The sequence below is a fragment of the Rickettsia argasii T170-B genome (genome assembly GCF_000965185.1).
GTDB lineage: Bacteria > Pseudomonadota > Alphaproteobacteria > Rickettsiales > Rickettsiaceae > Rickettsia > Rickettsia rickettsii.
Genome location: NZ_LAOQ01000002.1, coordinates 185,713 through 212,500 on the forward strand (window position 1 = coordinate 185,713; position 26,788 = coordinate 212,500).

The window sequence follows — 26,788 nt, forward strand, 5'->3', positions numbered from 1 at the left end:
AGCCAGTAAACATATAAAAAGCAAGCTTTTTATATGTTTATTTTATCAAATATGTAACTTCTGTATTAATATTGAAGTTATTTTTCTGGATCCCCGCTTCCGCGGGGATGACATCAAGGTTTTTTTAAAACTGTCCGGTACTATGGGTCAAGCCACGGGATGACAAACTTTTAAACACTTCCTCACAACCTCAGCATCATCAAAAGGTAATTTCTTATCGCCTATAATTTGGTAATTTTCATGACCTTTGCCGGCAACTAATAAGATATCATCTTGTTTTAAATTATTTATACCGTATTTAATAGCCTCTTCTCTATTGGCTATTTCTGTATAATCTGCTTTCTCTATACCGCTTATGATTTCAGCTCTAATAAGCTTTGGGTCTTCATGGCGTGGATTATCATCTGTAATTATGATGGTATCGACACGTTTTGCGGCTATTTGCCCCATAAGACTTCTCTTTGCCTTATCACGATTACCGCCACAGCCAAAAACTACACTTAGCTTACTATCACGTAATTTAATATTTTTCAGTTCCGTTAAAGCTTTTTCAAGAGCGTCCGGAGTGTGGGCATAATCAACGAAGATATTAGTGTTATCTATTCTCTCCATTCTGCCTTTTACTGCTTTAACTTCTACTAAAGAATCTATAACATCATCAAAAGCAAAACCAATATAATGAATGCTAAGAACAGCAATTAATAAATTACTAGCCTGAAAGCTACCAATTATCGGGGTATTAAAATTATATTCTCTATTATTAAATGTAAAATTAATATTTTGTCCTTTTAAAGAACCGTTAATTCTAGTTATTTCTAAATCACCTTTTTTCCCAACGGTTATAAATTTAATATTATGATTATGTAGATAATCTTTAACAAACTCTATTTCTTCTATATCAGAATTTAATATTGCGATGCCGTTCGGTAATAAATGATTTATAAATAATTTCAGTTTGGCTAATAAATAATTTTCTTTTGTATGGTGGTAATCTAGATGATCCTGACTAAAGCTAGTAAAACATGCAATATTTACTTTTATGTCCCTAAGTCTTGCTTGATCAAGACCATGACTAGAAGCTTCAAAAACTAAATATTCTATACCATTTTCAGCTAAATTATGAGCAATTTTTCTAAAGCTTAAATAGTCTAAAGTTGTTAATTCCGGTACATCATTTATAAGATTAACGCAGCCAAATATTTCTACCCCTATCGTACCTATAGATGCTGCTTTTTTCCCAAGTAATGAATATGTTTGAGCTATATAGGATACTACCGAGCTTTTACCGTTAGTACCGGTTACGGCTATTAGATCCTTTGGTTTTTTAGGATAGAATATTTCTATGGCTTCATATAAAGCTGCCTGCACATCTTTTACGTAAATTACTTTATCTATAACAATATTTTTTTTATTGTCCGTAATTACTAATACTGCCCCTTTGCTTAAAGCATCCTTAATAAAATCATTTCCATCAGTATTCCGCCCTTTAATCGCAAAAAAGACGTCTTTATCCTTAACGGTTTTAGAATTAATCGACAAACCTTTTACGTTATGTTGTTGAAATAATTGCTTTAGGTTATGGGACATATTTATTATGTTAAAAACGTGTTACCGTCATTGCGAGCAGCCTTAGGCTGCTCGCAATGACGGAGCAGGAATGACATCGAGTCTACACCTCCGATAAATTCCAAAGTAGCTGATTTGCCTCAACAATTATATTTTTATCTACTAATTTCTTGATATACACTAATTTATTATCTGGTTTGATTTTTGCCTGATTAGAGCAAGTACTAACGAATTTTAAAATTTTATCAGTCATATCGGCATTTTTATAAAATTTAATCACAAATCCGTTATCTCCTGAATCTAGATTTTCAATATTTAACTTAAAGCATAATAGTTTTATTTTTACAATATCAAGTAAATTACTAAATTCAATCGGTAGTAAACCGAATCTATCAATCATCTCATCTTTAAATGTCTCTACTTCTATCTCATTACTTAAATTACCTATTCTTCTATATAGTCCAAGTTTAAGAGCCGCATCGGCTACATAATTATCTGGAATAAAAACGGATAATCCCAAATTAATAGTCGGGATAAAGGGTTGTTCTGAAACAATCGGTTCATCTTTTAAAATAGCTATTTGTTCTTCCAGCATTTCTTGATAGAGTTCTGTACCTACTTCTTTAATTTGTCCTGATTGTTCTTCACCTATCAAATTACCGACACCTCGTAAATCCATATCACGGCTTGCAATAGTAAAACCTGAGCCCAAAGCACAACTATTTTGTATTATCTCTAAGCGTCTTAAGGAGTGCGATGTCATCTTTTTATGACTTGCTACCGTTAGATAGGCATAACCCTGCATTTTACCTCGACCTATGCGACCACGCAATTGATATAGCTGACTAAGACCCAGCATATCAGCATTATGTATGATCATGGTATTTGCCTCAGCTATATCAATTCCTGATTCTATAATAGTAGTTGAGACTAGTATATCGAATTTGCCGGCATAAAACTCGCTCATAACCTCATCAATTTTACTCGGAGTCATTTTCCCGTAAGCTATTTTATAGCTTAATTCCGGCACGATTTGTTTTAATTGTTTTGTGATATCCTCTATATCTTTAATTCTTGGAACTACATAAAAGCTTCTTCCGCCTCTAAAATGTTCGCGTAATAATGCATCTCTGATAATAACAGGATCAAACGGCATCACCAAGGTACGAACTTCCAGCCTGTTTAGAGGCGGCGTTGCAATAATGCTAAGTTCTTTTAAACCGGTCATTGACATTTGCAGCGTTCGAGGAATCGGTGTTGCCGACATTGCAAGTACATGGGAAAAGGATTTTAGCGATTTAAGAAATTCTTTTTGACCGACACCGAAATGTTGTTCTTCATCGATTATTAACAATTTCAAATTAAAGAATTTTATATTTTTATGTAATAAAGAATGAGTGCCTATTATTATATTTATTTTACCGCTTTCAAGCTCCGATCTTATAATTTTTGCTTCTTTAGAACTAATAACGCTAGATAATTGCTTGATATTTAAACCAAAACCTTTGAACCTTTCTATGAACCTTGAAAAATGTTGACTACATAAAATAGTTGTCGGTACAACTACGGCTACTTGAGGTAAATGTTCATTTAGAGATTTTGCTACCATAAAGACGGCACGCATTGCTACCTCTGTTTTACCAAACCCGACATCACCGCATATTAACCTATCCATTAACATACCGTTTCTTAGATCTTCTTTAATATCGTTTATAGCGATTAATTGGTCTTCCGTTTCGCTGAAAGGAAACTTAGCACAAAATTTATCATATTCTTCAAGGTCAAATTCAACGGAAGCACTACTATTAAGTTTCCTTTTAGCTGCTATTTGTATTAAATGCAGTGCTATCTCTTTTATACGATTTTTAAGCTTTGCCTTACTTCTTTGCCATGAAACGCTACCAAGCTTATCAAGCTCCGCATTATCATTGCCGTATTTTTTTATTACCTCTATACTTTCAACTGGTATATATAATTTATCATTACCGGCATATAAAATCTTTAAAAAATCATGTGGTTTGCCTTTAATTTCTAAAGCTTCTAGCTTTAAAAACTGCCCTATTCCATGATCTTTGTGAACAACCAATTCGCCTTCAGCTAAATTATCAAGCTCCAGCAAGATATTTTTAAGTTTTTTGTTAGTGTTTGTAGCGCGAGGTTTTTCTTCTAATAATTCGCTAGCGGTAATAAATAAATATTCTTTCGTATAAAAGCCTTGATTTAAAGGAATTATCCCGACATTTATCATTGAAGCCTTAGCCTCATCTAATTTATTTATCTCATTATATTTATATTCATAATTTTGAATTATGCTTTTGATTCGCTCAAAACTACTTAAAACGCTTGAGCCTATAATAATTTTCTTATGAGAATTTGCTTTAATAACCTCAAATAATTTATCGAAAACCGTTTTCTTTTCTATAAAACTTGTAGCAGCTATATTTTCAATTAAGCTAGCTTGCTCTGAGTTTTCAAAAGTAAGTAGTATATTATTTTTTTGTTCTAGTAATTCCGTTATTTCAGAAGCGGTAAAATATAAGCTAGTCGGTGCAAGGGTGGGATAGAAACTATTAAATTTAAGTTTATTTGCCTCTGACCTTACCGAATAAAAATCGTTATAACTATGTTCAAATTCTAAAATGGCTTGTTTTGACAAATTATCGAATATGAAAATAGGATCGTTTAAATAATCTATTAAGTTAGAGCAGGAATCGTAAAATAACGGGAGTAATTGTTCATATCCTGTGAATTTTCTTCCAGATATTACCGCCTCATATAAAGCATTATCAGTATGATTAACTCCAAAATTTCGTAAGTAATTATTCTTAAAATTACCTATAGTTTCACTATTTAAAACTATCTCATTTGCAGGACTAATAATAAGCTCCCTGCAGGATTTAGTCGAAATTTGCGTATCAATATCAAATTCTTTTATTGATTCAATATAACCCCAGCTAAAATGAATTCTATAAGCTTTAGGACCGGGCAATATTATATCAATGATTTCGCCTCTAACCGCAAATTCCCCGACATCGATGCTAATCGCATTTCTTGTAAAACTATTTTCTACTAGAAACATAGCAAGCTCATCCGTAGTAAATTTCATTTTAGGGGATAATTTCAAAAAATATTTAGAAAAAAAATCTTTCGGCGGTAATTTGTTTAATAAGTTCGCTGTATGAGTGATGAGTAATCTGCTATTACTATTATTTGTTGTTAGCTTGGTTAATGTTTCTGCACGTCTAGATAAGATATTTGCATTTGGTGACGTATGGTCATAAGGGATGGTATTATAGCTTGGAAAGTAATAAATCTTTTCACTAGAAGAAAAAAATAAAGCTTGCTTGTATAATTGCAACGCCTCCTCTTCATTACTCGCACTCAAGATGAAATCTTGCTTAAGATTCTTAGTAAAATTATCAATTGCAAAGAAAGATTTGGCAGCCGCCGGAAATTTTTGTTGTAACATTCTACAGGAGTTTATATTTTTGCTATTTTGCGTAATTTATCAATTATTCCGGCATCTAGATAAGAAGGAGCAGAAGATTTATTATTAATCCAATTATAAAGATCATTATCATTTTGATCAAGTATTAAAGAATAGCTTCCAAGTTTTTTTTCATCCATTAAGGATAGGTACTTTTCGGCAAAGCTACCGAGTATATAATCCATTTCTCTGCAACCGCGATTTTTACTACGGTAAAAAAGTTTCTTTTGTAAAGAGTTTTTATTTAATTTATTCATCTATAACATCTTGCAAAATTTTTTTATAATAATATTATTAAAATAATCAGATACCAAGATCATTTTAAAATGCTTTAATAATTCAGCACTCTAATAAATCCATTCTACATGGGTAAAATTCTATTAACTTTTATTATCAATAACAGCAAAAAAGCATAAATATGTCGGTTCAAAATATCTGTTCTACAAAAGCTTATGATATGCTAATTTCAAATGATAATGCTTTTCTTGTAGATGTTAGAACTAGAGAAGAGTGGCAGCAAGTGGGGATACCTCATTTAGATAATAAAAATAAGGTGATCTTTCTAAGTTGGCAATTGAATAAAGATTTTGAAGATAATTTTTTATCTATCGTTAACGATAAAATTCATGCAATAATATTTTTTCTGTGCCGTTCAGGATATAGGTCATTTATCGCAGCAAATTTTATAACTAGTATAGGTTATAAAAATTGTTATAATATTAGTGACGGCTTTGAAGGAAATAATCAAGATAAAGGCTGGAAACAAAATAACTTACCGTGGCAGTTTTAAGTGAGTACTAACCAAATAATTTTAACGGATCAAGGTGATAATTATGTAAATGTCTGGAGTCACGTGGCTCAAGATCTTTACAATCATTACGGTGAAACTCTATATAATAGCTGGTTTAGTAAAGTCAATTTTATAGAGTCTTCATTAAATACCGTTATTCTTTGTGTTCCTACTAACTTTGTTAGAGATTGGATAAAATCCAAGTACTCTATGGTCATATTGCAACTATTTCAACATTATAATAATACCATTAAGTCAATTGAAATAATTACTAAAGAGTTACCTGGAACAACCCAAACAGTTATAGAATTACCTACTAAGACTTTTGCCGATATCGGCAGCAGTGAGCTTAATTCGGAAAATATCTTTTCAACCCTTGACGTACGTTTTACTTTCGATAATTTTGTGGTTGGAGCCCCAAATGAGCTAGCTTATGCAGCCGCAAGAGCGGTTGCGGAATCATCAGGTGCGGTTTCTGAGTCTAATCCGCTTTTTCTATATGGCGGCGTAGGGCTTGGTAAAACTCATTTAATGCATGCAATCGGTTGGTACATCAAGCAGAATAATCCAAGCCGCAAAGTGATATACATGTCGGCAGAAAAATTTATGTATCAGTTTGTTAAAGCTCTGCGTAATAAAGAAGTAATCTCGTTTAAAGAGAAATTTCGTTCGGTTGACGTGTTAATGATTGATGATATTCAATTTATTTGCGGTAAAGATAGTACGCAGGAAGAATTTTTCCATACTTTTAATACATTGATTGATAATAACCGTCAAATGGTTATTTCTTGTGATAGATCGCCTTCAGATTTAGATAATATTGAAGATCGGATAAAATCTCGTCTTGGATGGGGCTTAGTTGCCGACGTTCATAGTACTACTTATGAGCTACGACTTGGTATTTTAGAATCTAAGATTGAGCAGATGAACGTTAACATACCAAAAGACGTAATTGATTTTTTAGCATCTAAAATCGTTTCAAACGTTAGAGAACTTGAAGGAGCTTTAAATAAGGTGATCGCTCATTCTAATTTTACTTTAAAAGAAATTACACTCGAAAACACACAAAATATTTTGCGGGATTTACTGCGTTCTAATGAAAGAATAATTACCGTTGAAGATATTCAGAAAAAGGTAGCTAGCCGTTATAATATTAAGTTATCCGATATGTCTTCATCACGGAGATTACGAGAAGTTGCAAGACCACGTCAAATAGCCATGTATCTTAGTAAAGCATTAACGCCGAAAAGTCTTGCAGATATCGGTAAAAAATTCGGTAAAAAAGACCATACGACGGTTATGCATGCTATTAAGAAAGTAGAAGAATTACTGGAAAACGATATAGAATTACGCGAAGAGATTAATTTGCTAATGAAAATATTGCAGAACTAAATGTCATGCCGTGGTCAAGCCGACTTTGTTGCATGGTCCGAAAAACCAACTCGATGTCATTCCCGCGAAAGCTGGAATCCCGGGTAAAGCAAAATAAATCGAGCTTTTAATTGTACAAACTTATTGCGTATAACCTTTAAATTACTGGATTTCCGCTTTCGTGGTCATGACATAAACAACCATACAATAAAGCCAAAACGTCGCAGGAATGACATAGATATATATCAAATGCTCTCAAAAAACGATTCAGTAAAAGAAATTTTTTCAAGATTCTCCGGAAAATACCAAATTAACAGAATTATAGATAATTATGGTTACGGTGAGGGGGTAGCATATTTCTTACTTAAAAGTTTAAATGAATTAATCTAGAAAGAGGAATTACAAATTCACTATCACGACTACGATTATCAAATCCACTCTAATCAAGAATATAGGTATATTTTTAAGAATAGTAATATTACAAAATATTTTATTGCTCCTGAAAAGAGCTTATTTTATCAATTAAAATTTGTTTATGCAGACAGGGTATACTCAAATGATTTGGAGAATTGGAATGTAAAACGAGGAGCGAGTACGCACAGCCATAATTAATAGGTGAGCATGCGAGTCCTCCGAAGTTTTGCAGAAACAATTCTTCAAATCATTTGAGTATACAAGCTACAGGCAATCATCTATGTGGTAAAGATCAATATAATACTACCTATGTATTTTTAAATACTGATTCATTTACTCTTAGCTACCAAGTTCTAGGACCTCAAAAAGACCATAATATTAATACTGTTTTTAATCGTATATAGTATTAGTATGTTCTCCAATTAGTTTAAAATATTCTTTCATACTATTGTCTATATCAGTTGTTTCCAAAGTTTGATTATTATCATCATTTGAATCATATATATCTTTTCTTTTAGAAAAGGAAAGTTTTAATCTCTTTTGAGACGAGGTAGGAGAAATAGTTTGATTAAATTTGGGGGTAATATCTTGTAATACATTCTTAGCATATTCAGGTGCATCAATATCATACCATTCTTTTATTTTAGCACATAAAATTTGTAGAATTTCAGGTAGGATTTTTTTAATTTCTTTCTTGAGAGATGCGTGTTTTTGAGCTAAAAACCCTTCAATATTTTTTAAGCTTTCAGTAAATTCCAAGTAGGTTATTTCAATTAAATCCTTTAAATCTTGAGAAAAATCCTTTTTTTCAAGCAATTTAGTTTTTGTAAGCTTTAAATTGCGTTCTCCTATATTGTTTACTTTAAGAATTAAAGCAGTTAAATTTTGGTCTAATGCATTTAACAAATTTATAGGACAATTCTCTAATTTATACACTTTTGCTAAAAAAGATTTTATATCATTGCTTTTTACATTATCCATATTTTTGTAAAATTACATTGAAGCTAAGATTTCAAATATTCGTGCTATATTTGCTAGTTTATAATTATTTAATTTTTTACTAAGCCATTCTATTAATATATTACCTTCTTTAATAAGTAATAGATTACCATTTTGTACATTTGTAGTGTCATAAATCTATTGGACAGGAATTTGGTAACACATATTTATAGTTTTTCAGTATACCTCTTGTTTGAGCAACGGCATGCTCAGCAGACATAGGAAAAAACTCCTTATATGATATAATAAATATACTATTTTTATCAATAAGTGCTAAAAACATAGGAGCCGTAAATAAGGTTGCATTATTTCTATGCGTTGCAAGCATAAATAACCAATGTGTTAACTTTTCTGCAAAGTAATTTATGATTTTATTATTCCTGCCAATCATTTCAGCAAAAGCTAAAAGTCATTTAGAATTATGTATGGGTTATTACTTATATTTTTTTAAGTTGATATTACTGTTTTGCAATTCTTGTAATAATACTTTCTTTACATGCTGAGCATTAATACCGTCTGCTAAAGCAAATATCTTAGGAATAGAGTGATTTGGATTAAATACACAGTGCAATAGCTTTTGATAATCCTTATCACTTATATTTTCTTTGTTATAATCTTTAAATAATTATGTTTATTAAAAGCAGTTTTGATAATATTAAAATTTTCTTCGTAATACTCATTATCTACAACTAATATTTCAGATTTAATTTTTTTATAAATATTTCTAATAGTAGAATATTTAAAAAATCTATCAGCTAAATTATGTAATACTAAACCTATCTTAAGTTTAAAATCTTCAGAGTTATATATATAATTAATATCTAGTATATTTTTAAGTAAAAAATTAAGATACTTAGGTAAAGTATAATTTTCTTTTAACTCTTCATCAGAGGAGCTATCAAAGTTTTCGTATTTTAGCATTATTATTCATAGTAGAATTAGTGTTAAATTATTTAGAAAAAAATATCCCTATAAGGGGGGCGAGAGTATCTAGTGTCTCCGTAAGGGCACTGAAATCATCTCTATACAATAAATCATTTGTAGTACATAATTCTTTAATATCTAAAGTTTGTCCAGTATTTCCCTCAAAACAATACATAAATGCCAAAGCTTCCATAATTTTCTTATCTTTAACAAATTTAAATAATCGTTCTTTTCCATAAGCTATTGTATCTTCAACATCAGCTAAATCTTTCTCTACTAAGGGCATCATTGTATTTACTTCTTGAGCTAATAACTGAGGATCTATATTACTAGGATGACTTAGCATATCTCATACCATTATAGTTATAATATTAGCTATATACTAAAATATTAATCATTAATTAAGTTTTCTTTACTAATAGTGACAATTTATTTTATAAGTTAATTTCAGTTTAGACTTTAGACAGATAAGTTTTTATTGACAAAAGTTAATTTTTATTGTATTTTGCTTGCTTAGTATTTTTGAAAGGTAGTTATGGTAGATATAAACAATAATAAGATTAGCTTAGCACTATTTGAAGGCGGTGGAGTAAAAGGAAATATCCATTTAGAAAAATTAAAAATAATGGAGCAAATAACCGGTAAGCCTATTTGTGAGATATTCGATTTTACTGGAGGGACCAGTGTTGGAGGACTTATTTCTATTTTGCTTAATTTACCGAGTCCTAATAATCCCGGGAAACCTTTATTCAGTGCAGAGCAAGCTCAAGAACTGTTTGAAGAAATGGCACACGATATTTTTCCGGTAGGATTAACTTTTAGAAAACTTTGGAGTTTTAATGGCTTATTCAGCCATAAATTTTCTCCTGAACCATTAGTAAAATTATTGAAAGAATATTGTAAGGATTATACCCTCAAGGATTTAATCGGTGATGTTGTAGTTACAGGTTATGATCTAAATAATAAACAAAATCCTCTTATAACCTTCTCTACTATAGATGCTAGACAAAGTGAAGAGAATAATTATTACATTTCAGATATAATACAAGGCATCACTGCAGCACCTGGATATTTCCCCAGCCACAATTTCCGTAATATAACCAATACTAAATCACATAAAATTATTGATGGTGGAATATATGCTAATGACCCAACCTTACAAACATGGAAATTATTAAAGGAAAATAACTATCACATAGACAACGCTTTGTATTTATCATTAAAAGAAGAAAATAATGATGATTACCAAACTGTTTGTTGCGGCGGAGGCATGCTAGAACTAGTGAAAAATAATATGCCCGGTAAAATATTAGAAGCAACACAACAAGCTGATGAAAAAACCGCTCAAAGCATTTTTGGTAATAAATTAATAGAAATAGCTACTTATATTCCGGAAAAACATGCTGAGATGAGTAATTCTAGTACTGAAAATCTGCAAGCACTAAAAGAATTTGCTAAAAAGTCTATATATGGAAGCTCCACCTTTAGAAATGCACCTTATAATGAAAAGTTTAAAGAAGCTATTGATAAAATAATAAATCATTATAATGCAAATAACCCTAACGACCAAATTGTCATGAATAATTTTTATAAAGAGTTATTCCATATTAATACTTCTAATAACGCACTTGATAAAAGTTTTGAAAAGGAAGAGGATATAGCAAACAACGAGGATACAGTTAATACACCGATAGCTCAAGCTCTAGATTCTAAAGATATAGAACCTGGGAAAAAAGAATTATTAGCAGGTATCAAGGAGTTTTTTAATCCATTCATCGAAAAAAATCCAGAAGCAAAAGCAGATATAGAGAATTTTTTACACGAAATAAAAAATTTGACATTAGCAGAAATTGAAAAAGGTATTGTTAGTTTTAAAGAAGCTAGCTTAAAATGGCAAGCCGAGCAGAATAACCTTGATGTATTTAGTAGCTGTAGTATGGAAGCCTTAAAAGAGGATATGACTCTTGAGGGTGAAGAGCATACAGATGATATACCAGGTTATTTCTAACTTTCTTAATGTCATTCCCGCGTAGGCGGGAATCCAGTCAAAAAAGTATAAATATGCTAGATTTTTAAAACTAAAAGTTCAATTTATCTCGCTTTACCTTGGATTCCTGTTTTCGTAGGAATGACATCGAATGCTTTCTTCGGGCCATACAACAACACCACAGCTGCTCACAATGACGACATCTGTGTTTAGTTAGGAATATTTGACTTTTTATTATATAAAATCCAAATACAGTAAAACAAAATAGCAGAGCTAATACTTAAAACGAAGCATAATAAAGCAAAATTGCTTATCGTTGTGCCGTGTATTTTAGAAACCAAATAAGTTACAGCAGCGATAACTACGTAGTATATTGCACCAAATATAGATCCTGCTGTACCTGTTACTTTAGCATAATCCTTCAGTGCATAACGAAGCGTCATAGGGATAAGTAGATTATGCCCAACCATATGAATCATCATCGGTGCAAATATCATAGCGATTGCAAGATTATGACTCGTTGAAATAACTTCTAATATAAAAGCATTTACCGCAAATAATATACAACCGCACAAACTAAAAATAAATCCTAAACCCATAACTTTTTTATCGTGTACATGGCATTTTTTTATTAAATACCCTCCTAAAAAGCCTCCAAAGATAGCGGCAAAAGATAACAAAAACGCTAATTTACCGTAAAAAGATGGCGAAACTTTCATTTTATCAATCAAAATAAAAGGAGCTTCTATGAAAAAACCGTAATATATGCCGTTAAATGCACCGATGATAAAAGCATATAACCAAAGAATTTTATCTTTAATAATTACCTGCAAAACCTCAAAATATTTACTGCTTTGGGAAAAATCTATATAAGAATTTGTTTCAGGTAAAACTTTATAATATAAAGCTAACAATATAGTACCGGTAAGGCTAAAAAATACAAAAACATAATGCCAGCTTGAATATTCTATAATATAGCCCCCTATAGATGAACCTAGAGAAGGGATAAATAACAGCCACGGAGATAAGCTAGCATAGACATATGATAACTCTAAGCCTTGATAGGAGTCTCTAGCCATAGCCTGCCCAATAACAGAACCTACACTTACACCGAAAGCTTGCACAAAACGAGCTATCATCAGCATTTCTATATTAACTGCAAAAATGCTAATAATTGAAGATACAACATAAATAAAAAGCCCTAATAAAGCTATAGGTCTCCTGCCGTAAATATCCGATAATCTGCCGAGTGATAATATACCAAGAGCAAACCCTAGAAAATATAATGTAGATGTAATTTGAGTGAGACCACCGTCAATGCTGAAATATTTGGTTAAACTCGGTAATCCTGAAGTATAAATTGTTTCCGTAGTCGGTGATAAAATAAATAAGCATAGAAGCATCCATGCCGGAATCTTCGCAATAATTTTCATAAATGATTTTTTTTATTTCGGTTCATCGAGTTTTATTGATTAATCCGCTCCAAACAAATTTTTTCCATTATCATTTTTAATCTTTCTATTCTCTCAATCAAGTAAAGTAACTGCTCTCTGCTAATTCTATAATTTTTATCATATATTGCATCAACGTAAGCTTTTTCTAGTAATTCAAAACATTCTTTTTGTTCGGGAGACGATTGCAGAAATACTTTAAGTAGTTCAACATTATAATTTACACAATATACACCTAGCTTTCTTATATCGTGTAACTTTGGTTTGTAACAGGCAAAAACTAATAAAATGCTACTGTAAACACTTTCAGTGGCTTGATGCAGCTCAAAAGCACTTTTACTAAAATCACCTCTTTCTAATGGGTATTTACAATCAATAAAAAAACTCTTGCCTCTACCAAACCAGTATTCATAATCTTCTTTAGCCATTTCTTTTACTTCACTCCAAGGCAAATTTTTAGCTCGAGAAAGCTGCTCGCCACTATCATATAAAAAAAATACCTTCATTCTTAATGTCGGTATAAAAATAATGCCCTTTTTCAAGCTTGTCTATCCAAGGTTCTAGCGAAAAAACCTCGGCTTTTCTTAAGCTTGTTTGTTCTAACCTTTTTTCTATCTTAGATTCTACCCTTAAAGTAACATGCTCCTTAAATTTATCTTTTTTTCTACTAAAAAGTCAAAATCACTTGTATAACTATAAGTAATATGATCTTCCGTATACATATCTTTAACCCAATCACCTAGCATACGAGCCATACAAGATAATCAGGGCAATTTTATCCTTGGCAACAGCCAAAATTTGCTGCACTATATAATCAAGCCTATCTTGAACTTCAAGAGACAATTTTGGTCAAATTGTTTTCATAGCTGATCGTTATTTAAACGTTAAATCTAAAATGTACTATATCCCCATCCTGCATTTTATATTCTTTACCCTCTAAACGCATTTTACCTACTTCCTTGGCTTTTGCTTCACTACCGAGATTTATGTAATCTTTATAGCCGATAACTTCTGCTCTGATAAAACCTTTTTCAAAATCGGTATGAATAATACCGGCAGCAGCCGGTGCAAGTGTGCCGTCTTTAAAAGTCCAGCTATGGGCTTCCTTTGGTCCTATAGTAAAAAAGCTTTTAAGGTTTAAAAGATTATACCCCTCTTTAATGACTTTACTAAGCCCTGTTTCGTCTAAACCTATAAATTTTAAAAACTCTTCCTTTTCTTCCATGCTTTCAAGTAAAGCAATTTCAGCTTCTATTTTTGAAGAAATTACGACACTTTTAGCATTTTCTTTCTTTGCTCTTTCCGCTACTAATTTTGTAAATTCATTACCTATAGCTGCATCTTTTTCAAGTACGTTACATATATATAAAACGGGCTTAGAGGTAATTAACTGCAATTGTTTTAAATTATCAACTCTTAAAGCTTCATTTAGCACTCTTGCAGGTTTATCCTCACCTAATACCTTATAAACCTCTTTTAACAGCTCTATCTGCTCTGCCATTGCTTTATCGCCTGACTTCAAGCGTTTTGCACTTGTAGCTAAACGCTTTTCAACCGATTCTATATCGGCAAGTATTAATTCCGTTTCAATAATCTCGAGGTCATGCAGCGGATCGACTTTGTTATGTACGTGCGTTATATCCTCATCTTCAAAACAACGCAGTACGTGCAGTATTGCATCGACTTCCCTGATATGAGATAAGAACTTATTACCTAGCCCCTCCCCTTTGCTTGCTCCTTGAACAAGCCCTGCAATATCGACAAACTCAATATAAGACGGAATAATTTTACCGCTTCCGGCTAAGCTTGCTAGTTTATGCAAACGCGCATCAGGCACTAAAACTTTGCTGCTATTAGGCTCAATAGTACAAAACGGATAATTAGCGGCATCTGCAGTCTGACTTGCCGTTAAGGCATTAAATAACGTCGACTTACCGACATTTGGCAACCCAACAATTCCGAGTTTTAGTGTCATAAATTTTTCCGTAAATAATACATTATAGAATCTTTTTCGTAACCGTGCATAGCAAATTCAATTTTATACCCCAGTGTCTCATAAAACGATTTTGCTTGGAAATCCATAGTAACAAGATGAATAAAATTACAGCCTCGTTCACGTGCTAAATCCTCAGCCTTTTGCATTAGTACAGTACCATAATAATTTTAGTTTCTTATATTTTCATTAACAAAGAGTGAATCAATGTAAAATCCCCCCAAGAACTCATACCGCTAATTCCTACAACAAAATTTTTATCCTGATCTAAACAGGAAAATGAAAAAGATTCAATATATCCTACTAACCCCTTGTGTTCTCTAGCATCTTTGTTCAAAGCCTCAATAATTATAGTTCTATGAGTTCTATCCATTGCATCAGCATAAACAATTTCAAAATTTTGTGTCATAAATCGTTGCTTCTTTGCTGTTTAGTTTCAATATCGTTTTCCCGTCATTGCGAGGAGATGCGTAGCATCAATGTGGCAATCTCGTGCAGTAGTATAGAATTCCTGAGATTGCTTCGTCAAAACTTACAGTTTTTCCTCGCAATGACGAGTTGGTATCCACTCAGCAACGTCGATCAAGTCGTAGGAATAACATTGAATATATCAAGCTATCTTATTCTTAAATTCTTCTAACTTATTCTCCAATATTAAACCAAAGCTACTAGTGATTCTATCTATATCTTGCATTACTGCTTCATACTCCGGTTTAGAGAAATTATTAAGTACGTAATCTGCTACATCCTGATTATTTTGCGGTCTACCGACTCCAATCCTAATCCGGTTATAATTATTACCTATAACCCCATCAATCGACTTTAAACCATTATGCCCGCCATTACCGCCACCGGTTTTAAATTTTATTCTACCTGTTTCTAAATCAATATCATCATGAATAACAAAGATTTTTGCGGGGTGGATATTATAATATGTTTTCACCGATATCACTGACTTACCGGACAAGTTCATATAGGTGATAGGCTTTATAAAAATTATCTTTTGTCCATCACTAATAGTTTCAGCAATTTCACAATTGAATTTTTTCTTTGTACTAAATGATGAATTATATTGGTTTGCTATTTTCTCTATAGCAATAAAGCCGACATTATGCCTCGTATATTGATACTCTTTTCCTGGATTACCAAGACCAATAACAAGAATCATAATAATTTACCTAAGTAAATAGTAATGGAAAATTTTTAAAGAAGTATTGATTTGCAAGAAGTACAGAATAATGTCATTCTTAGCTCAGCATTATTGCGTGGATCGAAAAACCTACCCGATGTCATACCGTGGCTTGACCACGGTATCCAGAAAAAAATTAACAAAGACTGGATACCGCTATAAGCTCGCAGTATAACAATTAAAGATTACCGGATTCCCACTTCTAGCTAGGAATGGCATAAAACGAGCCAAACAACAACGCCTACGAATCCTTGCAATAACGATTTAAGTATCTAAGCAAGTCCTTATCGTGAAAATTATCTTACTTCCCTGCTTCAGCGGCTTGTTGTTCCCCTTCAGCTTCAGTTTTTGCTCCTCTACGTCCTATAATAGTTGCAAGGACAAATTCTTTTTTTGTAACAAAACTACATCCTTTTGGTAATTCTATTTTTGACGATTTTAGCGAAGTAGCCATAGGCATATTAGTAACATCTATAGTTACGTTTCTTGGGATATTATTAACATCACATAATAAAGTAATTCTTCTTTTTACTATATTAAAGTATCCACCTCTTTTAACGCCTAAAGCTCTTTCTTTCCTTCATATACTACAGGTACTTCCATTTTTTGGGTTTTCTCTTCTAAAAAGACAAAATCAACATGGCGTACTATATCCGTAACAGGATGTAAGTCTACAGCCTTCGGCAATACTTTATATTTTTTCTTATCAATTGTTAAATTAATTAACTGAGAGATAAAAGCCGGCTTTCTATAATATTTAGTTATTTCTTTTTCTTCCAAAGAAATACTAACAGGTGTTTTACCCGCTCCATAAATAATAGCCGGAACACGCCCTGCTCTTCTTAATGCTCTTGCTGCTCCCGTACCGAATTCCGTGCGGGATTCCGCTTCAAGTTCTAATATTTCACTCATTATTACCCCATATTAACTTATTATAAATCTTCATTATCATACTTAAGTACAATTAAAAATTCAAGTAAATTAATTTTTGACTAGAATATAGTAGTAATATATTCCTTAGTTAAAATTCTTTAATTTACTGGATATTGAAAAGAAATTTAGTTCTAACCGAAATTATTTTGTAAGGAAATTATGAAACAGATACAACCTAAGCGTATTGCAAATCCCTCAAACTGTGGAGAAGAAATTGCTGCCAAGGATATAATAAGGATTTTCTCCTTGAATCTATTATGTACTCTTCTGACGCTGACTATATTTGGGAGTGACAGCGAGAGTGAAGATAGTGAAGATGACGATTCTTATGCATCAATACTCTTGTTAAAAATTAAAGAACCGGAATGCAAAATTCACTTAGATTTAGTTTAGTATATTACATATGTGCTACCAAACAAATGTTAGAGAACAAGCAGACAATGCGGAGGTTCTAATTTAGACAATGAAAAGCAGGTAATTACATGTAGCACAACTCCAACAATTCTGTACCGAAAGTTTTCAATTGAATCTATGATAACATCAACATCAAAAAGTAACATAGATTCTGACAAAATTATCTTACCTTTCCCTTCTGTAGAACAACAAAGACAATGAGGGAAATTATATCGTTATAATTAAAATTTTTAAAGAGCTTTACCCTTCTAATTCTGACAATGGTAACGTTGGAATAGTAATATTATTAGGTGATGAAAAGGGGTCATACGGCGACCTAAATCTATGGGATATTTAAAAATTTATGAGTTTGCAGAGATAATCTAGCACCGCTCTCTAATGCTAATTTTACTGCTAACTCATTATTTTCGCCATTAAGTCTTTGGTTGTTTTGATCCATAGGTTGAATAAAAACCGGTATATTATAAGAGGTTTGCCCTACTTCCGGTATGAGACTATATTCTAAAATATTTTTAGCAACGATAAATTTCACCGCACTAATTTTGGGCAATAAATCTTCTCTTATTTTACTATAACCGGTTTTACCTACCTTCGGCGAACAAATTATAGACACTTCTTTCGGCAAAGAACGATATAACGTACCGTTAGTCTCTATTTGAACTTTAACATCTCGGTCTAATAACTTCTGACATAATAACTCTATAGGTTGACGCATCGGCTCACCGCCGGTTATTACTACTAAATTAATCGATTTTTCATTTTTAGAATTTAATGCCAGGCTTTCTACTTTATTCAAAATCTTATCTATATCTACTAAATCAAAATCTTCAAACTCCGTATCACAAAAATTACAAGCAAGATTACATCCTCCAAGCCTAATAAAGATCGCAGGACAACCTACAAAAATGCCCTCCCCTTGTATAGTCTTAAAAATAGACTGTACCTCTAACTGAGTACCGTCACCGTTTAATATGCTTCTTTTAGGATTTTGTCCAAACATTTTTAAATTATTATAGATTGATTAAAAACATTATAGTACATTTTTATAAAAAAATCTTGCAATAACTAATAAAAAAACTATTATCTAGGTTTCATCGGTAATATGGCTTTGGTATGCCTAATGTTTTACCGTCTCAACCTAGAAATACCAATTATAAGGAACAATATGCCTAAATTAAAAACAAAATCTGCTGTAAAAAAACGTTTTAAACTTACTGCTAGCGGCAAGGTTATTGCATCTCAAGCAGGTAAAAAACATTTTATGCGTCGTCGTACTAAAGCTCAAATTCGTAACCTTAGAGGAACTACAATACTTTGTCCTCAAGACGGATATAATATTAAAAAATATTTTTTACCGTACGGTATAAATTAATTAACTAGGAGCTAAAGCAATGACACGTGCAAAATCAGGAAAAATTTCCAAAAGTCGACATAAGAAAATCCTTAAATTAGCCAAAGGCTATAGAGGTAGAGCAAATAGCTGTTTTAGAGTAGCTATTGAAAAAGTAGAAAAAGCCCTCCAATATGCTTATAGAGATCGTAGAAACCATAAACGTGATTTTAGAGGCTTATGGATTCAAAGAATAAATGCAGCAGTAAGAGAACATGGGCTTGTTTACTCTCAATTTATGGGAGCTCTTAAAAAAGCAGAAATCGATATAGATCGCAAAGTACTTGCAGAACTTGCCGTCAATAACAGTGACGGATTCGTAAGTATCGTAGAAAAAGCAAAAGCACATATTTAAGTATTTAATGTCATCCCGTGGCTTGACCACGGGATGACATATTTATAATAATTAATTTTTATTTTCGTTCGGTATAAATATTATGAAACGTACATTTCAACCTAGTAATTTAGTTAGAAAAAGAAGACATGGTTTTAGATCTAGAATGGCGACTCCAACCGGAAGAGCAATCTTAAGAAAGCGTCGTGCTAAAGGTAGACATAAATTATCTGCTTAAAATAATCTGACTTACCAAATTGTCTATTACCTCTTTAAAAAATCAAAAAGAATTTGAGCTTATAAATAAGCTTGGAAAGAAGCTCCATGAGAGATATTTTATTTTGGTAATCGCCACAAAACTTCCAAAAAGCTTCCTTGAATCAAAATATAATACCTTTTTAGGAATCAAAGTTAGCAGAAAGCTAAATAAAAAAGCTGTAGTTCGCAACAAAATTAAAAGGCGTATACGACATCTAATTAGAATTATTGTTAGTGATTCTAGCTTTAAGGCTATAAAATTTGCAATGATTATTATTCCGAGAAAAGGATTTGAAGAGATAAACTTCTCACACTTGAATTATGAATTAAGTAAAGTAATTCTAAGAAATATTTAGATTTTAATAGACCTCTTCGGGAACTCGCTTATAGAGAGGAATTTGAAGGAGACACGGAACACAGAACCGCAGCATACAAAAGAGTACGTGAGGATTCGAGTACCGGATCGACGTACAAATTACCTCTAGAAGTAGAGTGTACGAAGAGGTCTTTGAAATGACTTGGCATTACTCACGTGGCTTGGTTTTGCCGTCATTGCGAGGAAAAATTGAAAATTTTGACGAAGCAATCCAGTAAAAAATTCTGATCTACAAATTTTTACTATTTTTTATAGATTACCACGCTCCTTGCAGTCGCTGCGTTGTGGCATGGCTTGTTTTATGTCATTCCCGAGAAAGCGGGAATGACATCGAGTAGGTTTTTCAAACCATGCAAGCAAGCCTTCCACGGGAATAATATTGAATTTTATTACTTATACTCCCTCTGTCCCCTCTCCTAATGCCGGTACTTCTTCTACTACAGTAAGTGTTGTATATATAGTATTTTCTTCAGACGTAATAGTATTTATAGTAGAATTATAATATTTTTTTACTAATTCGATAACGTCTAAATTATGTGCCTCTTCTGCCTTATAAATATTATAGCTACCTACCTCTATAGTAGGATGCTCAAGTACAGCTTTTAGAATAGCTAAATCACCTTTCTCTATAGCCTTATTAAGATTATATGATTCTATGTTTGTAGTACTATGCTCAAGTACAGCTTTTAGAATAGCTAAATCACCTTTCTCTATAGCCTTATCAAGATTATATGATTCTATGTTTGTAGTACTATGCTCAAGTACAGCTTTTAGAATAGCTAAATCACCTTTCTCTATAGCCTTATCAAGATTATAGGTACTTACTTTAGTATCACCATAATTAAGTAAACAAATTAATAGTTTAGAATTCCCGTTCTCTATAGCGTTCGCTATACTAGAATCAGTGCATAATCCTTTCTGATTTAACATAGTCTCTATCTTGCTTAGAGAAAATTTATTAAAATTATATACTTCTAAGGTTAAAGCGCTACTAAATACCCTGATTAAGTCATCGTATGTTAATTCTTTCGGCTTTGTTTCTATATTTAAGTTAAATATTTCAGGATATGATTCATGATATTTCGCATGAATATTTTTATAAAATTTTACAAAAGCTTTATATTCTTTATGGAGAAAAGCCGGCAACTCCTTTATGCTTTTCATCTGTTTAATTTTATTAGCACTTAAAGAAAAACTATAAATTTGATCGTCTAATTTATAGCTTATACTAAAATCTGATGCTACTAATAGATGAAAATGATCGCTTACATATTCAAATAAAGAGTCATTTTTTGTTCTAGCATCGTAATTATTTTGAGCTAATAGTACAATATTTGCATCGCTGGCCTTATTATAAGTGCATAACACCATATTGCCCTGTATCCAATCTAAATGATGTTGAGCGGCTCCTGAATGACAAGAAAATATATGAACAATATTACATTGATTTGCAGTGGTATTATTTTGTATTTTATTAAGCAGTGTAATATCTAACACAGAAGTTGTACCTTCATCAGAAAATATACGCATTGATAAGTAAGAAGGCTCAGGCATAAAGTATGATTTAATTCTTCCCACTAAACCTAAATTAGTAGGTTTATAGAAAAACTCTAATCCATGTGCACTTATAAAATATTCACTACCTGTACCTGAAGGTAATTCAGCTAAGGTTTTTATTTCCTTGATATCAGAATTTGCATTTCTCACACTTATATCCGGACCTTTAAACAATATTTTTTGCATATTTATATCCTTATATATTATATAATTAACTTAATTATCATCTCCTATAGGAATTACCATATAATATGGTAATTTTTTATAAAAGTCAAGATATAGTTGGTATTTTATTCATAGCTGTTAAGTTTTTAACAAGAAAAAATCATATAAAGCTATATAGTATTTATAAAAATTTAGAGTTGATAATTATAGATAATAGCATTGAAAATAAGGCTATAAAGTAACCGGCAAAAAAGGGATAAGATTAAAAAAAATCTTATCCCTAGTTGCGAATAAAAATAGAGTTTAGAAAGAACTTACAATATTATTTATTAAATCTCCGGATCAGTATTTCCCAATATTGTTGTATCTGAATTACTATCCGTATTTTCTTCCATAAAATTTAAATTGAGTGCAATAGTATTATTTAAAAGAATTTCAGAAGTGATCCTTAATTACTGATTGACCATTATTTATATTTTCTATTATACCTTTTGAAACAATATTTGACCCTAATGTACCCTCACTAGATATATTTAAAGTACTGCCTGATACTAGATTTATTGTACCAACGATATTCAAAGACCTTCCTGCTTCTATAATTACGGTAGTATCAGAATTGAATTAGATATTACTAAGAATCACATTTGATGCTATAATAAGTTTAAGAGTATTCATGTTCATAGAGTCTAAATGAATATCTAAACAATCTTCAACCTTTATTTCTTTTAAATAATTTTCTTATGCCTCTTGTGACATCTCAAGTAACTCATTTTTAGAAATAGTCATTTTTTCTGTTAATTTATATAAATTTCTATCTTTTAAGAGATCTAATAAAATTTTTACTAGGTAACAACTGCAATAGTTCCTTATAAGTTATGGTATCGGAACACCATTTTATTAACTTCCAATTTTCAAAAAAGAATTTTTTATCATTTTCTTCTGTTAGTGTTCTATAGAATTTTATCCGCTCATCATTTACCGTAAAATCATCAGCTCACTTTTTGAGCGTTTCTTCTAACCTATCTAATATTGCTAAATCAAAAAAATCATTACTGTTATGTATTTGATCATTATTAAAAGTAAGGATTGTACTATTTCCTGCTATTAACTCACATAACTTATCTAACTCATGACCAACTACGTAATCAATATCTTTAAAACTAAGTTGCTTTTGTTTAAGTAATTTTTAAATATTTTCATTAAGAAGATAAGTTGTTTTTGTTTGTATCGTTTATTGCTCCAAGTTCATTTATGCCTTTGTGCTTATCATCTTAATAATAATTACGAGCAATTTCAAATAATTTTGTTACTGCATTTGCACTAGCCATATAATTATAACTAGCTAATGTATTTAATAATTCACGATTTGAAATAATAGCTTTCATTTCTTCTGCACTTAATATTTTCTCTTTCACTAAAAAATGATCTTCCATCTTTTCTATTGATGATTTAGCTCTTACCGCTTGTACCCTTGCCCCTAATTGTTTATAACTATCTATACTTTCCTTATCTTGTTTTTTCTTATACACCTCTTCTATTGCTTTTCGCTCTAATTCATTACTCTTATTCCACTCCCAAGCCTTTTTTTCTTCATTTTCAGGTTGATCGTTTTTAATACGCTCTATTTTTGTATCTATTTCTACAATTTTCTCTTCTATAGATATACTTGATTTTTTATATATTTCTGCAAAAAATTCATCCTCTATTGTATAATTTTTATCTTTAATATATTTCCTAAATTCTGATTTTAATCTAAAGAATTCTTGCATGACTCCAGAATTTTTAATAATCTCAGGCAATTCAAAATTATTTAAATCACCTTGGATATATTGAAAATTTTCTTTTTGCTTTTCATAGTCAAATAAAAATTCTGCTTTTATATACTCTTCAATAGCATCAATAACACTTACTATAAAACTTGTCTTTTCTACTGCAAAATCTAATTCGCTCATATTTAAATCCTAATTATTATTAAATTGAAATTTAAGAAATTTTAACTGTTGGTAATATAGTCATTCAATGAGATTTGCATAAAAGGCGCAAGGCACGAAGCCTATAACTAATAGGAAAGCAACGAGTAATGATGTAGGTGAGTCCAAATCAATTGACTATAAAATACGGTCATTGATTTTTATGCAAAATTCTATCGAACTATTCTCAATAAAAACTTACCACCACTTCCGTTTCTTAAAATATTTATAGGTAATAATTGTAGATAATAGCATTAAGAATAAGGCTATAGGATAACCATATGGTGATTTAAGCTCAGGCATTACGGTAAAATTCATGCCGTAAATACTAGCTATTAAAGTGGGTGGGAGAAAAAATATAGTAACCAACGAGAAAATTTTAATAATATTATTTTGTTCAATTGCAATCATACCGAGTGCTGCGTCTAGGGTTCTTGCAATCTCGCTAGATATAAATTGTGAAAAATTAATTATTGAGCCTACGTCTCGAAGCAATGTATCTAATAGATCCTTAGATGCTTTATTGTGAGTTATTTGTGGAAATTTTAAAATATATTGAATAGCCATAGTTAAAGAAAATAAACACTCACGGCTTTTAGAAAGTAAATCACCTTTTCGACCTATTTTCTTTAATACATTGGTATGATCTATACGCAAATCATTAATTTTATTATCAAGTATTAAACGTCCATAATCATCAATATCCATACTAATCGACTGTACAATATTCGATAATCTTGTTACCATATTACGAAGTAACATAAATAAAATATTTTCTGCATTATGTTTGTTATTAAGCTGCTTAGCAAATTTATTTATACAGTCATTAAAGGGTATTAATTCTACGTAATGAACTGTTATAAGACAACATTTATGCAAAATAAATACTATAGAATGTGTTTCAGGAAATTCTTGCTCTTTATTAACGAGTTCCGTAATAGTTAGATATAACGCCTCATTTTCAACATATAACCTCTCAGAAATCTCAATTTGCGATATGTCCTTTAAAGTCGGTATTTCTATATTTAATGTATTTTTTACTATTACTTTTTCTTCATCTGTTATATTGAATAAATCAATCCATAATGTGGATTCATTAATAATATATTCTTCATTTTTTACTATAGAACTATTTTCCTTTAAATATGTAGTTATCATATAATCTCAAATATGTTTTTATAGAGATTAACAAACTTCACTCTTTAAAGCAACTTAAAGCTTTTATTCTCGTAGATGATGCCTATTATTAGACTTCTTGCATAACCTATCTAGAAAGAGAGACTTGAAAGAAAGACGGAAGCACTTGCCACCGCAGCGTACATGCAAGTAACGTGAGGATGCGAGTACCGGATTGACGTACAAATCGCCTTTAGAAGGAGGTTATGCAAGAAGTCTATTTTCTAAATAACAAATAATATACAATATAAAACCATCCAAAAAATCCATGAATGATAGCCCCTAATATTGATTTATTCACATTAAATGATATTACTATGCAAGTATTGTTCCAAGAGCAATACCACCATATCCTAAGTAATTCATATATTTTATCCTTAATATTTTTTAATATTATTGTAGGATATTTATTATATTTTATTAAGATACTTTATGAATTAAAAATAATTAATTTATATATTATTGCTTAAAAACTACTTTATGGGACTGTTAACAAAATAACTTTAATTGTGATAATTAAAGAAATTTTTTAGCGAAAATTAATAATATTTTTGAGAGGATATATCCTATTTCAAAAAAAACTTATAATTTATAGCTAAAAAGAGCAGAGAAGCCACAGACAAGAAACAACAGCAGTTATGAAATGTTCGGCATTCGAGGGTTTACAAAGACATTACTGCCCATTTTTTAAGTTCTATCTGAATATATACGTGCCTTACAAAAGCAGAACTTTATATATTAATTATTTCTTGGCAGTAAGATTCCAAATTTTCTCTGCTTTACTTCCAAGCTACCAAAAGCTTATTCCTAGAATTGTAAAAATACTGCTTTATGAGTTGTATTCAAAAAATCTTGTATATAAATTAATAAATAAAAAAGTAACCTCGAATCCTTTAGTTACCGAATTATCTTGTTTTGAACCGTGATAAATAGCTACTCCAGACATTAAGACACATAATAAAGACCAATAAAATAATTCTATCGGCTTTACCGGCTTTAAGTAATAATCTTCAGGATCATAATTTCCAAATATTGATAATAACCACATGGCAATAAATGAGTATAATAAACCAACTACAAGAGTTACTTGAGTAAAATGATTGAATGTTTTATTTTCTTCTAGTGCAAGAGCAGCGAATGCTAATATTCCTCCAAATAATATAAAACGTAATGGATAATTCATACCTAAGTAATATGCTCCCCATCCTGACATATACCCGGTTTCTGCTCCCATCCAACTACCTAGTGCAATTAAAGCAACACACCAAATTAAATTTGATTTAGAGAAATATCCTAATATGGCATAAACAATAAAAGATAAAAGCAATAAAATGGAAAAATGTCCACTCCCTGAATCAAATGCTTTTCCTAGTTGATAAATAGCACAAACAGTGGTTAAGACCCCTCAAAATAATACTGCCCCATTGCTAAAAATTTTCTCTGGTTTTTGTTGCTGTCTTTTAAAACCAACAAAATAAATTATTCTCGATAAAGTTGATAAGGTAATAAATTTCGGCAGATACGGGGCATTAAAAATATATTCTAATAATTCGTGTAGATATAACGATCAGACAAAATAGCATTAACTATACATATTCAAGAAACCCAAAAAGAATATCTAGCTAATTTCTTCCAATCAAAATTTAATATTTCTATATCGTGTTTAAGTAATATAGTTGTATTATCCAAGTAAACCGGCGTTATTCCATTTATTTAATGCTGAAAAAAGTATCTTTGCCTGTAATTTAGCAATTTTCATAAGTTAATCTAAATATCTCCAAAATTTTAATAAAAAGATATTGTTACTATAAAATATGTCAAGCATTACTAGATTCTGTGGACAAACTACCTTTAAAAGGAGTATATGCAATAAGTCTAATGAGTATATAAGCAAATAAGTTTTGTTACTCATTACTTTAATTCTTTCTTTAGACAAAACAGTATTTGTTTTTGAGAAGAGATATAGGAAATTGAAAAAAGAAAAGAAATTATAGTCTTAAAAGCAAACAATCAGTTAAAGATAGTGACAGTAAATATTTGGACT

At 31.0% G+C, this 26,788-nt stretch carries 29 protein-coding genes and 4 pseudogenes; 11 read left to right on the forward strand and 22 right to left on the reverse strand.

Annotated elements, in window-relative coordinates; genetic code table 11:
- Window positions 1–147 precede the first annotated feature (147 nt).
- The 3 genes from RAT170B_RS03425 to RAT170B_RS03435 all read right to left on the reverse strand — a co-directional run bounded on the left by RAT170B_RS03425 (window position 148) and on the right by RAT170B_RS03435 (window position 5,310).
- Entirely contained in the window at window positions 148–1,587 is a 1,440-nt protein-coding gene (locus RAT170B_RS03425) for a UDP-N-acetylmuramoyl-L-alanyl-D-glutamate--2,6-diaminopimelate ligase (RefSeq protein ID WP_045805610.1), read from the reverse strand.
- Window positions 1,588–1,669: 82 nt separating this feature from the next.
- Window positions 1,670–5,035 (reverse strand): transcription-repair coupling factor, encoded by a 3,366-nt coding sequence (mfd, locus tag RAT170B_RS03430; RefSeq protein ID WP_045805611.1) that lies wholly within the window; start codon window positions 5,033–5,035, stop codon window positions 1,670–1,672.
- 11 nt (window positions 5,036–5,046) lie between these two features.
- Entirely contained in the window at window positions 5,047–5,310 is a 264-nt protein-coding gene (locus tag RAT170B_RS03435) for a succinate dehydrogenase assembly factor 2 (protein ID WP_014014557.1), read from the reverse strand.
- A gap of 161 nt (window positions 5,311–5,471) precedes the next feature.
- Between RAT170B_RS03435 and RAT170B_RS03440 the strand changes: the two genes are divergently transcribed.
- From RAT170B_RS03440 to RAT170B_RS10780, 4 genes are all read left to right on the forward strand, one after another.
- The gene (locus tag RAT170B_RS03440) at window positions 5,472–5,843 is read left to right on the forward strand and encodes a rhodanese-like domain-containing protein (protein WP_045805612.1); all 372 of its coding nucleotides are present in this window, start codon (window positions 5,472–5,474) and stop codon (window positions 5,841–5,843) included.
- Window positions 5,844–7,235 (forward strand): chromosomal replication initiator protein DnaA, encoded by a 1,392-nt coding sequence (gene dnaA, locus RAT170B_RS03445; protein WP_014014559.1) that lies wholly within the window; start codon window positions 5,844–5,846, stop codon window positions 7,233–7,235.
- Between the two features lie 123 nt (window positions 7,236–7,358).
- Window positions 7,359–7,604, forward strand: a complete 246-nt coding sequence (locus RAT170B_RS10390; RefSeq protein WP_186786282.1) for a hypothetical protein — start codon at window positions 7,359–7,361, stop codon at window positions 7,602–7,604.
- 275 nt (window positions 7,605–7,879) lie between these two features.
- Window positions 7,880–8,032, forward strand: a complete 153-nt coding sequence (locus RAT170B_RS10780; protein WP_173019428.1) for a DUF6314 family protein — start codon at window positions 7,880–7,882, stop codon at window positions 8,030–8,032.
- On the opposite strand, the gene RAT170B_RS11355 is transcribed toward RAT170B_RS10780, so the two are convergent.
- The 5 genes from RAT170B_RS11355 to RAT170B_RS03465 form a co-directional block, all read right to left on the reverse strand.
- Window positions 8,019–8,609 (reverse strand): hypothetical protein, encoded by a 591-nt coding sequence (locus RAT170B_RS11355; protein WP_261368676.1) that lies wholly within the window; start codon window positions 8,607–8,609, stop codon window positions 8,019–8,021. The genes RAT170B_RS10780 and RAT170B_RS11355 overlap by 14 nt on opposite strands.
- 148 nt (window positions 8,610–8,757) lie before the next feature.
- Window positions 8,758–9,018, reverse strand: a complete 261-nt coding sequence (locus RAT170B_RS03455; RefSeq protein WP_261368677.1) for a hypothetical protein — start codon at window positions 9,016–9,018, stop codon at window positions 8,758–8,760.
- A gap of 42 nt (window positions 9,019–9,060) precedes the next feature.
- Window positions 9,061–9,198, reverse strand: coding sequence for a hypothetical protein (locus tag RAT170B_RS10395; protein ID WP_173019429.1), 138 nt, complete (start codon window positions 9,196–9,198; stop codon window positions 9,061–9,063).
- 23 nt (window positions 9,199–9,221) lie between these two features.
- Window positions 9,222–9,548 carry a hypothetical protein gene (locus RAT170B_RS03460; protein WP_045805613.1) on the reverse strand — a complete coding sequence of 109 codons (327 nt, stop codon included), beginning with the start codon at window positions 9,546–9,548 and terminating at the stop codon, window positions 9,222–9,224.
- Window positions 9,549–9,576: 28 nt separating this feature from the next.
- Entirely contained in the window at window positions 9,577–9,897 is a 321-nt protein-coding gene (locus tag RAT170B_RS03465; protein WP_045805614.1) for a hypothetical protein, read from the reverse strand.
- 189 nt (window positions 9,898–10,086) lie between these two features.
- Here RAT170B_RS03465 and RAT170B_RS03470 point away from each other — a divergent pair, with 189 nt between their 5' ends.
- Window positions 10,087–11,559, forward strand: a complete 1,473-nt coding sequence (locus RAT170B_RS03470) for a patatin-like phospholipase family protein (protein ID WP_045805615.1) — start codon at window positions 10,087–10,089, stop codon at window positions 11,557–11,559.
- A 188-nt stretch (window positions 11,560–11,747) separates the two neighbouring features.
- Here RAT170B_RS03470 and RAT170B_RS03475 read toward each other — a convergent pair whose 3' ends face one another.
- From RAT170B_RS03475 to pth, 7 genes and pseudogenes are all read right to left on the reverse strand, one after another.
- A complete protein-coding gene (locus tag RAT170B_RS03475) occupies window positions 11,748–12,971 on the reverse strand; it encodes a Bcr/CflA family efflux MFS transporter (RefSeq protein WP_045805616.1) in 1,224 nt (407 codons plus the stop codon).
- Window positions 12,972–13,003: 32 nt separating this feature from the next.
- A complete protein-coding gene (locus RAT170B_RS10400) occupies window positions 13,004–13,495 on the reverse strand; it encodes a HEPN domain-containing protein (protein WP_261368678.1) in 492 nt (163 codons plus the stop codon).
- A 123-nt stretch (window positions 13,496–13,618) separates the two neighbouring features.
- Window positions 13,619–13,784 (reverse strand): annotated as a pseudogene (locus RAT170B_RS10405) (nucleotidyltransferase domain-containing protein).
- A gap of 82 nt (window positions 13,785–13,866) precedes the next feature.
- Window positions 13,867–14,964 (reverse strand): redox-regulated ATPase YchF, encoded by a 1,098-nt coding sequence (gene ychF / locus RAT170B_RS03490; protein WP_014014569.1) that lies wholly within the window; start codon window positions 14,962–14,964, stop codon window positions 13,867–13,869.
- A complete protein-coding gene (locus RAT170B_RS03495) occupies window positions 14,961–15,131 on the reverse strand; it encodes an acetyltransferase (RefSeq protein WP_024704620.1) in 171 nt (56 codons plus the stop codon). The genes ychF and RAT170B_RS03495 overlap by 4 nt, the downstream gene beginning before the upstream one ends.
- Window positions 15,132–15,160: 29 nt before the next feature.
- Window positions 15,161–15,391, reverse strand: a complete 231-nt coding sequence (locus RAT170B_RS03500; RefSeq protein WP_045805617.1) for a hypothetical protein — start codon at window positions 15,389–15,391, stop codon at window positions 15,161–15,163.
- Window positions 15,392–15,592: 201 nt separating this feature from the next.
- Entirely contained in the window at window positions 15,593–16,150 is a 558-nt protein-coding gene (pth, locus tag RAT170B_RS03505; RefSeq protein ID WP_045805618.1) for an aminoacyl-tRNA hydrolase, read from the reverse strand.
- Between the two features lie 51 nt (window positions 16,151–16,201).
- Between pth and RAT170B_RS11360 the strand changes: the two genes are divergently transcribed.
- Window positions 16,202–16,333 carry a hypothetical protein gene (locus RAT170B_RS11360; RefSeq protein WP_261368691.1) on the forward strand — a complete coding sequence of 44 codons (132 nt, stop codon included), beginning with the start codon at window positions 16,202–16,204 and terminating at the stop codon, window positions 16,331–16,333.
- A gap of 139 nt (window positions 16,334–16,472) precedes the next feature.
- On the opposite strand, the pseudogene RAT170B_RS03510 reads toward RAT170B_RS11360, so the two are convergent.
- Window positions 16,473–17,083 (reverse strand): annotated as a pseudogene (locus tag RAT170B_RS03510) (50S ribosomal protein L25/general stress protein Ctc).
- Between the two features lie 180 nt (window positions 17,084–17,263).
- Here RAT170B_RS03510 and RAT170B_RS11365 point away from each other — a divergent pair.
- Window positions 17,264–17,497 carry a hypothetical protein gene (locus RAT170B_RS11365; protein WP_014014573.1) on the forward strand — a complete coding sequence of 78 codons (234 nt, stop codon included), beginning with the start codon at window positions 17,264–17,266 and terminating at the stop codon, window positions 17,495–17,497.
- Window positions 17,498–17,840: 343 nt separating this feature from the next.
- Here RAT170B_RS11365 and RAT170B_RS03520 read toward each other — a convergent pair whose 3' ends face one another.
- Window positions 17,841–18,518: a 7-carboxy-7-deazaguanine synthase QueE gene (locus RAT170B_RS03520; RefSeq protein WP_004997925.1), complete on the reverse strand. Its 678-nt coding sequence runs from the start codon at window positions 18,516–18,518 to the stop codon at window positions 17,841–17,843.
- Between the two features lie 165 nt (window positions 18,519–18,683).
- Here RAT170B_RS03520 and rpmI point away from each other — a divergent pair, with 165 nt between their 5' ends.
- The 4 genes from rpmI to rnpA all read left to right on the forward strand — a co-directional run bounded on the left by rpmI (window position 18,684) and on the right by rnpA (window position 19,856).
- Window positions 18,684–18,890: a 50S ribosomal protein L35 gene (gene rpmI, locus RAT170B_RS03525; RefSeq protein WP_004997924.1), complete on the forward strand. Its 207-nt coding sequence runs from the start codon at window positions 18,684–18,686 to the stop codon at window positions 18,888–18,890.
- Between the two features lie 19 nt (window positions 18,891–18,909).
- Window positions 18,910–19,263 (forward strand): 50S ribosomal protein L20, encoded by a 354-nt coding sequence (gene rplT / locus RAT170B_RS03530; RefSeq protein WP_045805619.1) that lies wholly within the window; start codon window positions 18,910–18,912, stop codon window positions 19,261–19,263.
- Window positions 19,264–19,345: 82 nt separating this feature from the next.
- Entirely contained in the window at window positions 19,346–19,480 is a 135-nt protein-coding gene (gene rpmH, locus RAT170B_RS03535) for a 50S ribosomal protein L34 (protein WP_011270688.1), read from the forward strand.
- A gap of 19 nt (window positions 19,481–19,499) precedes the next feature.
- The gene (gene rnpA, locus RAT170B_RS03540) at window positions 19,500–19,856 is read left to right on the forward strand and encodes a ribonuclease P protein component (RefSeq protein WP_014014576.1); all 357 of its coding nucleotides are present in this window, start codon (window positions 19,500–19,502) and stop codon (window positions 19,854–19,856) included.
- 413 nt (window positions 19,857–20,269) lie between these two features.
- Here the strand turns inward: rnpA and RAT170B_RS03545 are convergent, their stop codons facing one another.
- The 5 genes and pseudogenes from RAT170B_RS03545 to RAT170B_RS07810 all read right to left on the reverse strand — a co-directional run bounded on the left by RAT170B_RS03545 (window position 20,270) and on the right by RAT170B_RS07810 (window position 26,071).
- Window positions 20,270–21,619, reverse strand: coding sequence for a hypothetical protein (locus tag RAT170B_RS03545; RefSeq protein ID WP_045805620.1), 1,350 nt, complete (start codon window positions 21,617–21,619; stop codon window positions 20,270–20,272).
- Window positions 21,620–22,022: 403 nt separating this feature from the next.
- Window positions 22,023–22,279 (reverse strand): annotated as a pseudogene (locus RAT170B_RS03550) (hypothetical protein).
- A 944-nt stretch (window positions 22,280–23,223) separates the two neighbouring features.
- Window positions 23,224–23,550, reverse strand: a pseudogene (locus tag RAT170B_RS12130) (hypothetical protein); the annotation flags it as partial.
- Window positions 23,551–23,766: 216 nt separating this feature from the next.
- A complete protein-coding gene (locus tag RAT170B_RS03565) occupies window positions 23,767–24,726 on the reverse strand; it encodes a magnesium transporter CorA family protein (RefSeq protein WP_045805621.1) in 960 nt (319 codons plus the stop codon).
- A gap of 847 nt (window positions 24,727–25,573) precedes the next feature.
- Window positions 25,574–26,071, reverse strand: a complete 498-nt coding sequence (locus tag RAT170B_RS07810; RefSeq protein WP_052691976.1) for a hypothetical protein — start codon at window positions 26,069–26,071, stop codon at window positions 25,574–25,576.
- Window positions 26,072–26,788 lie beyond the last annotated feature (717 nt).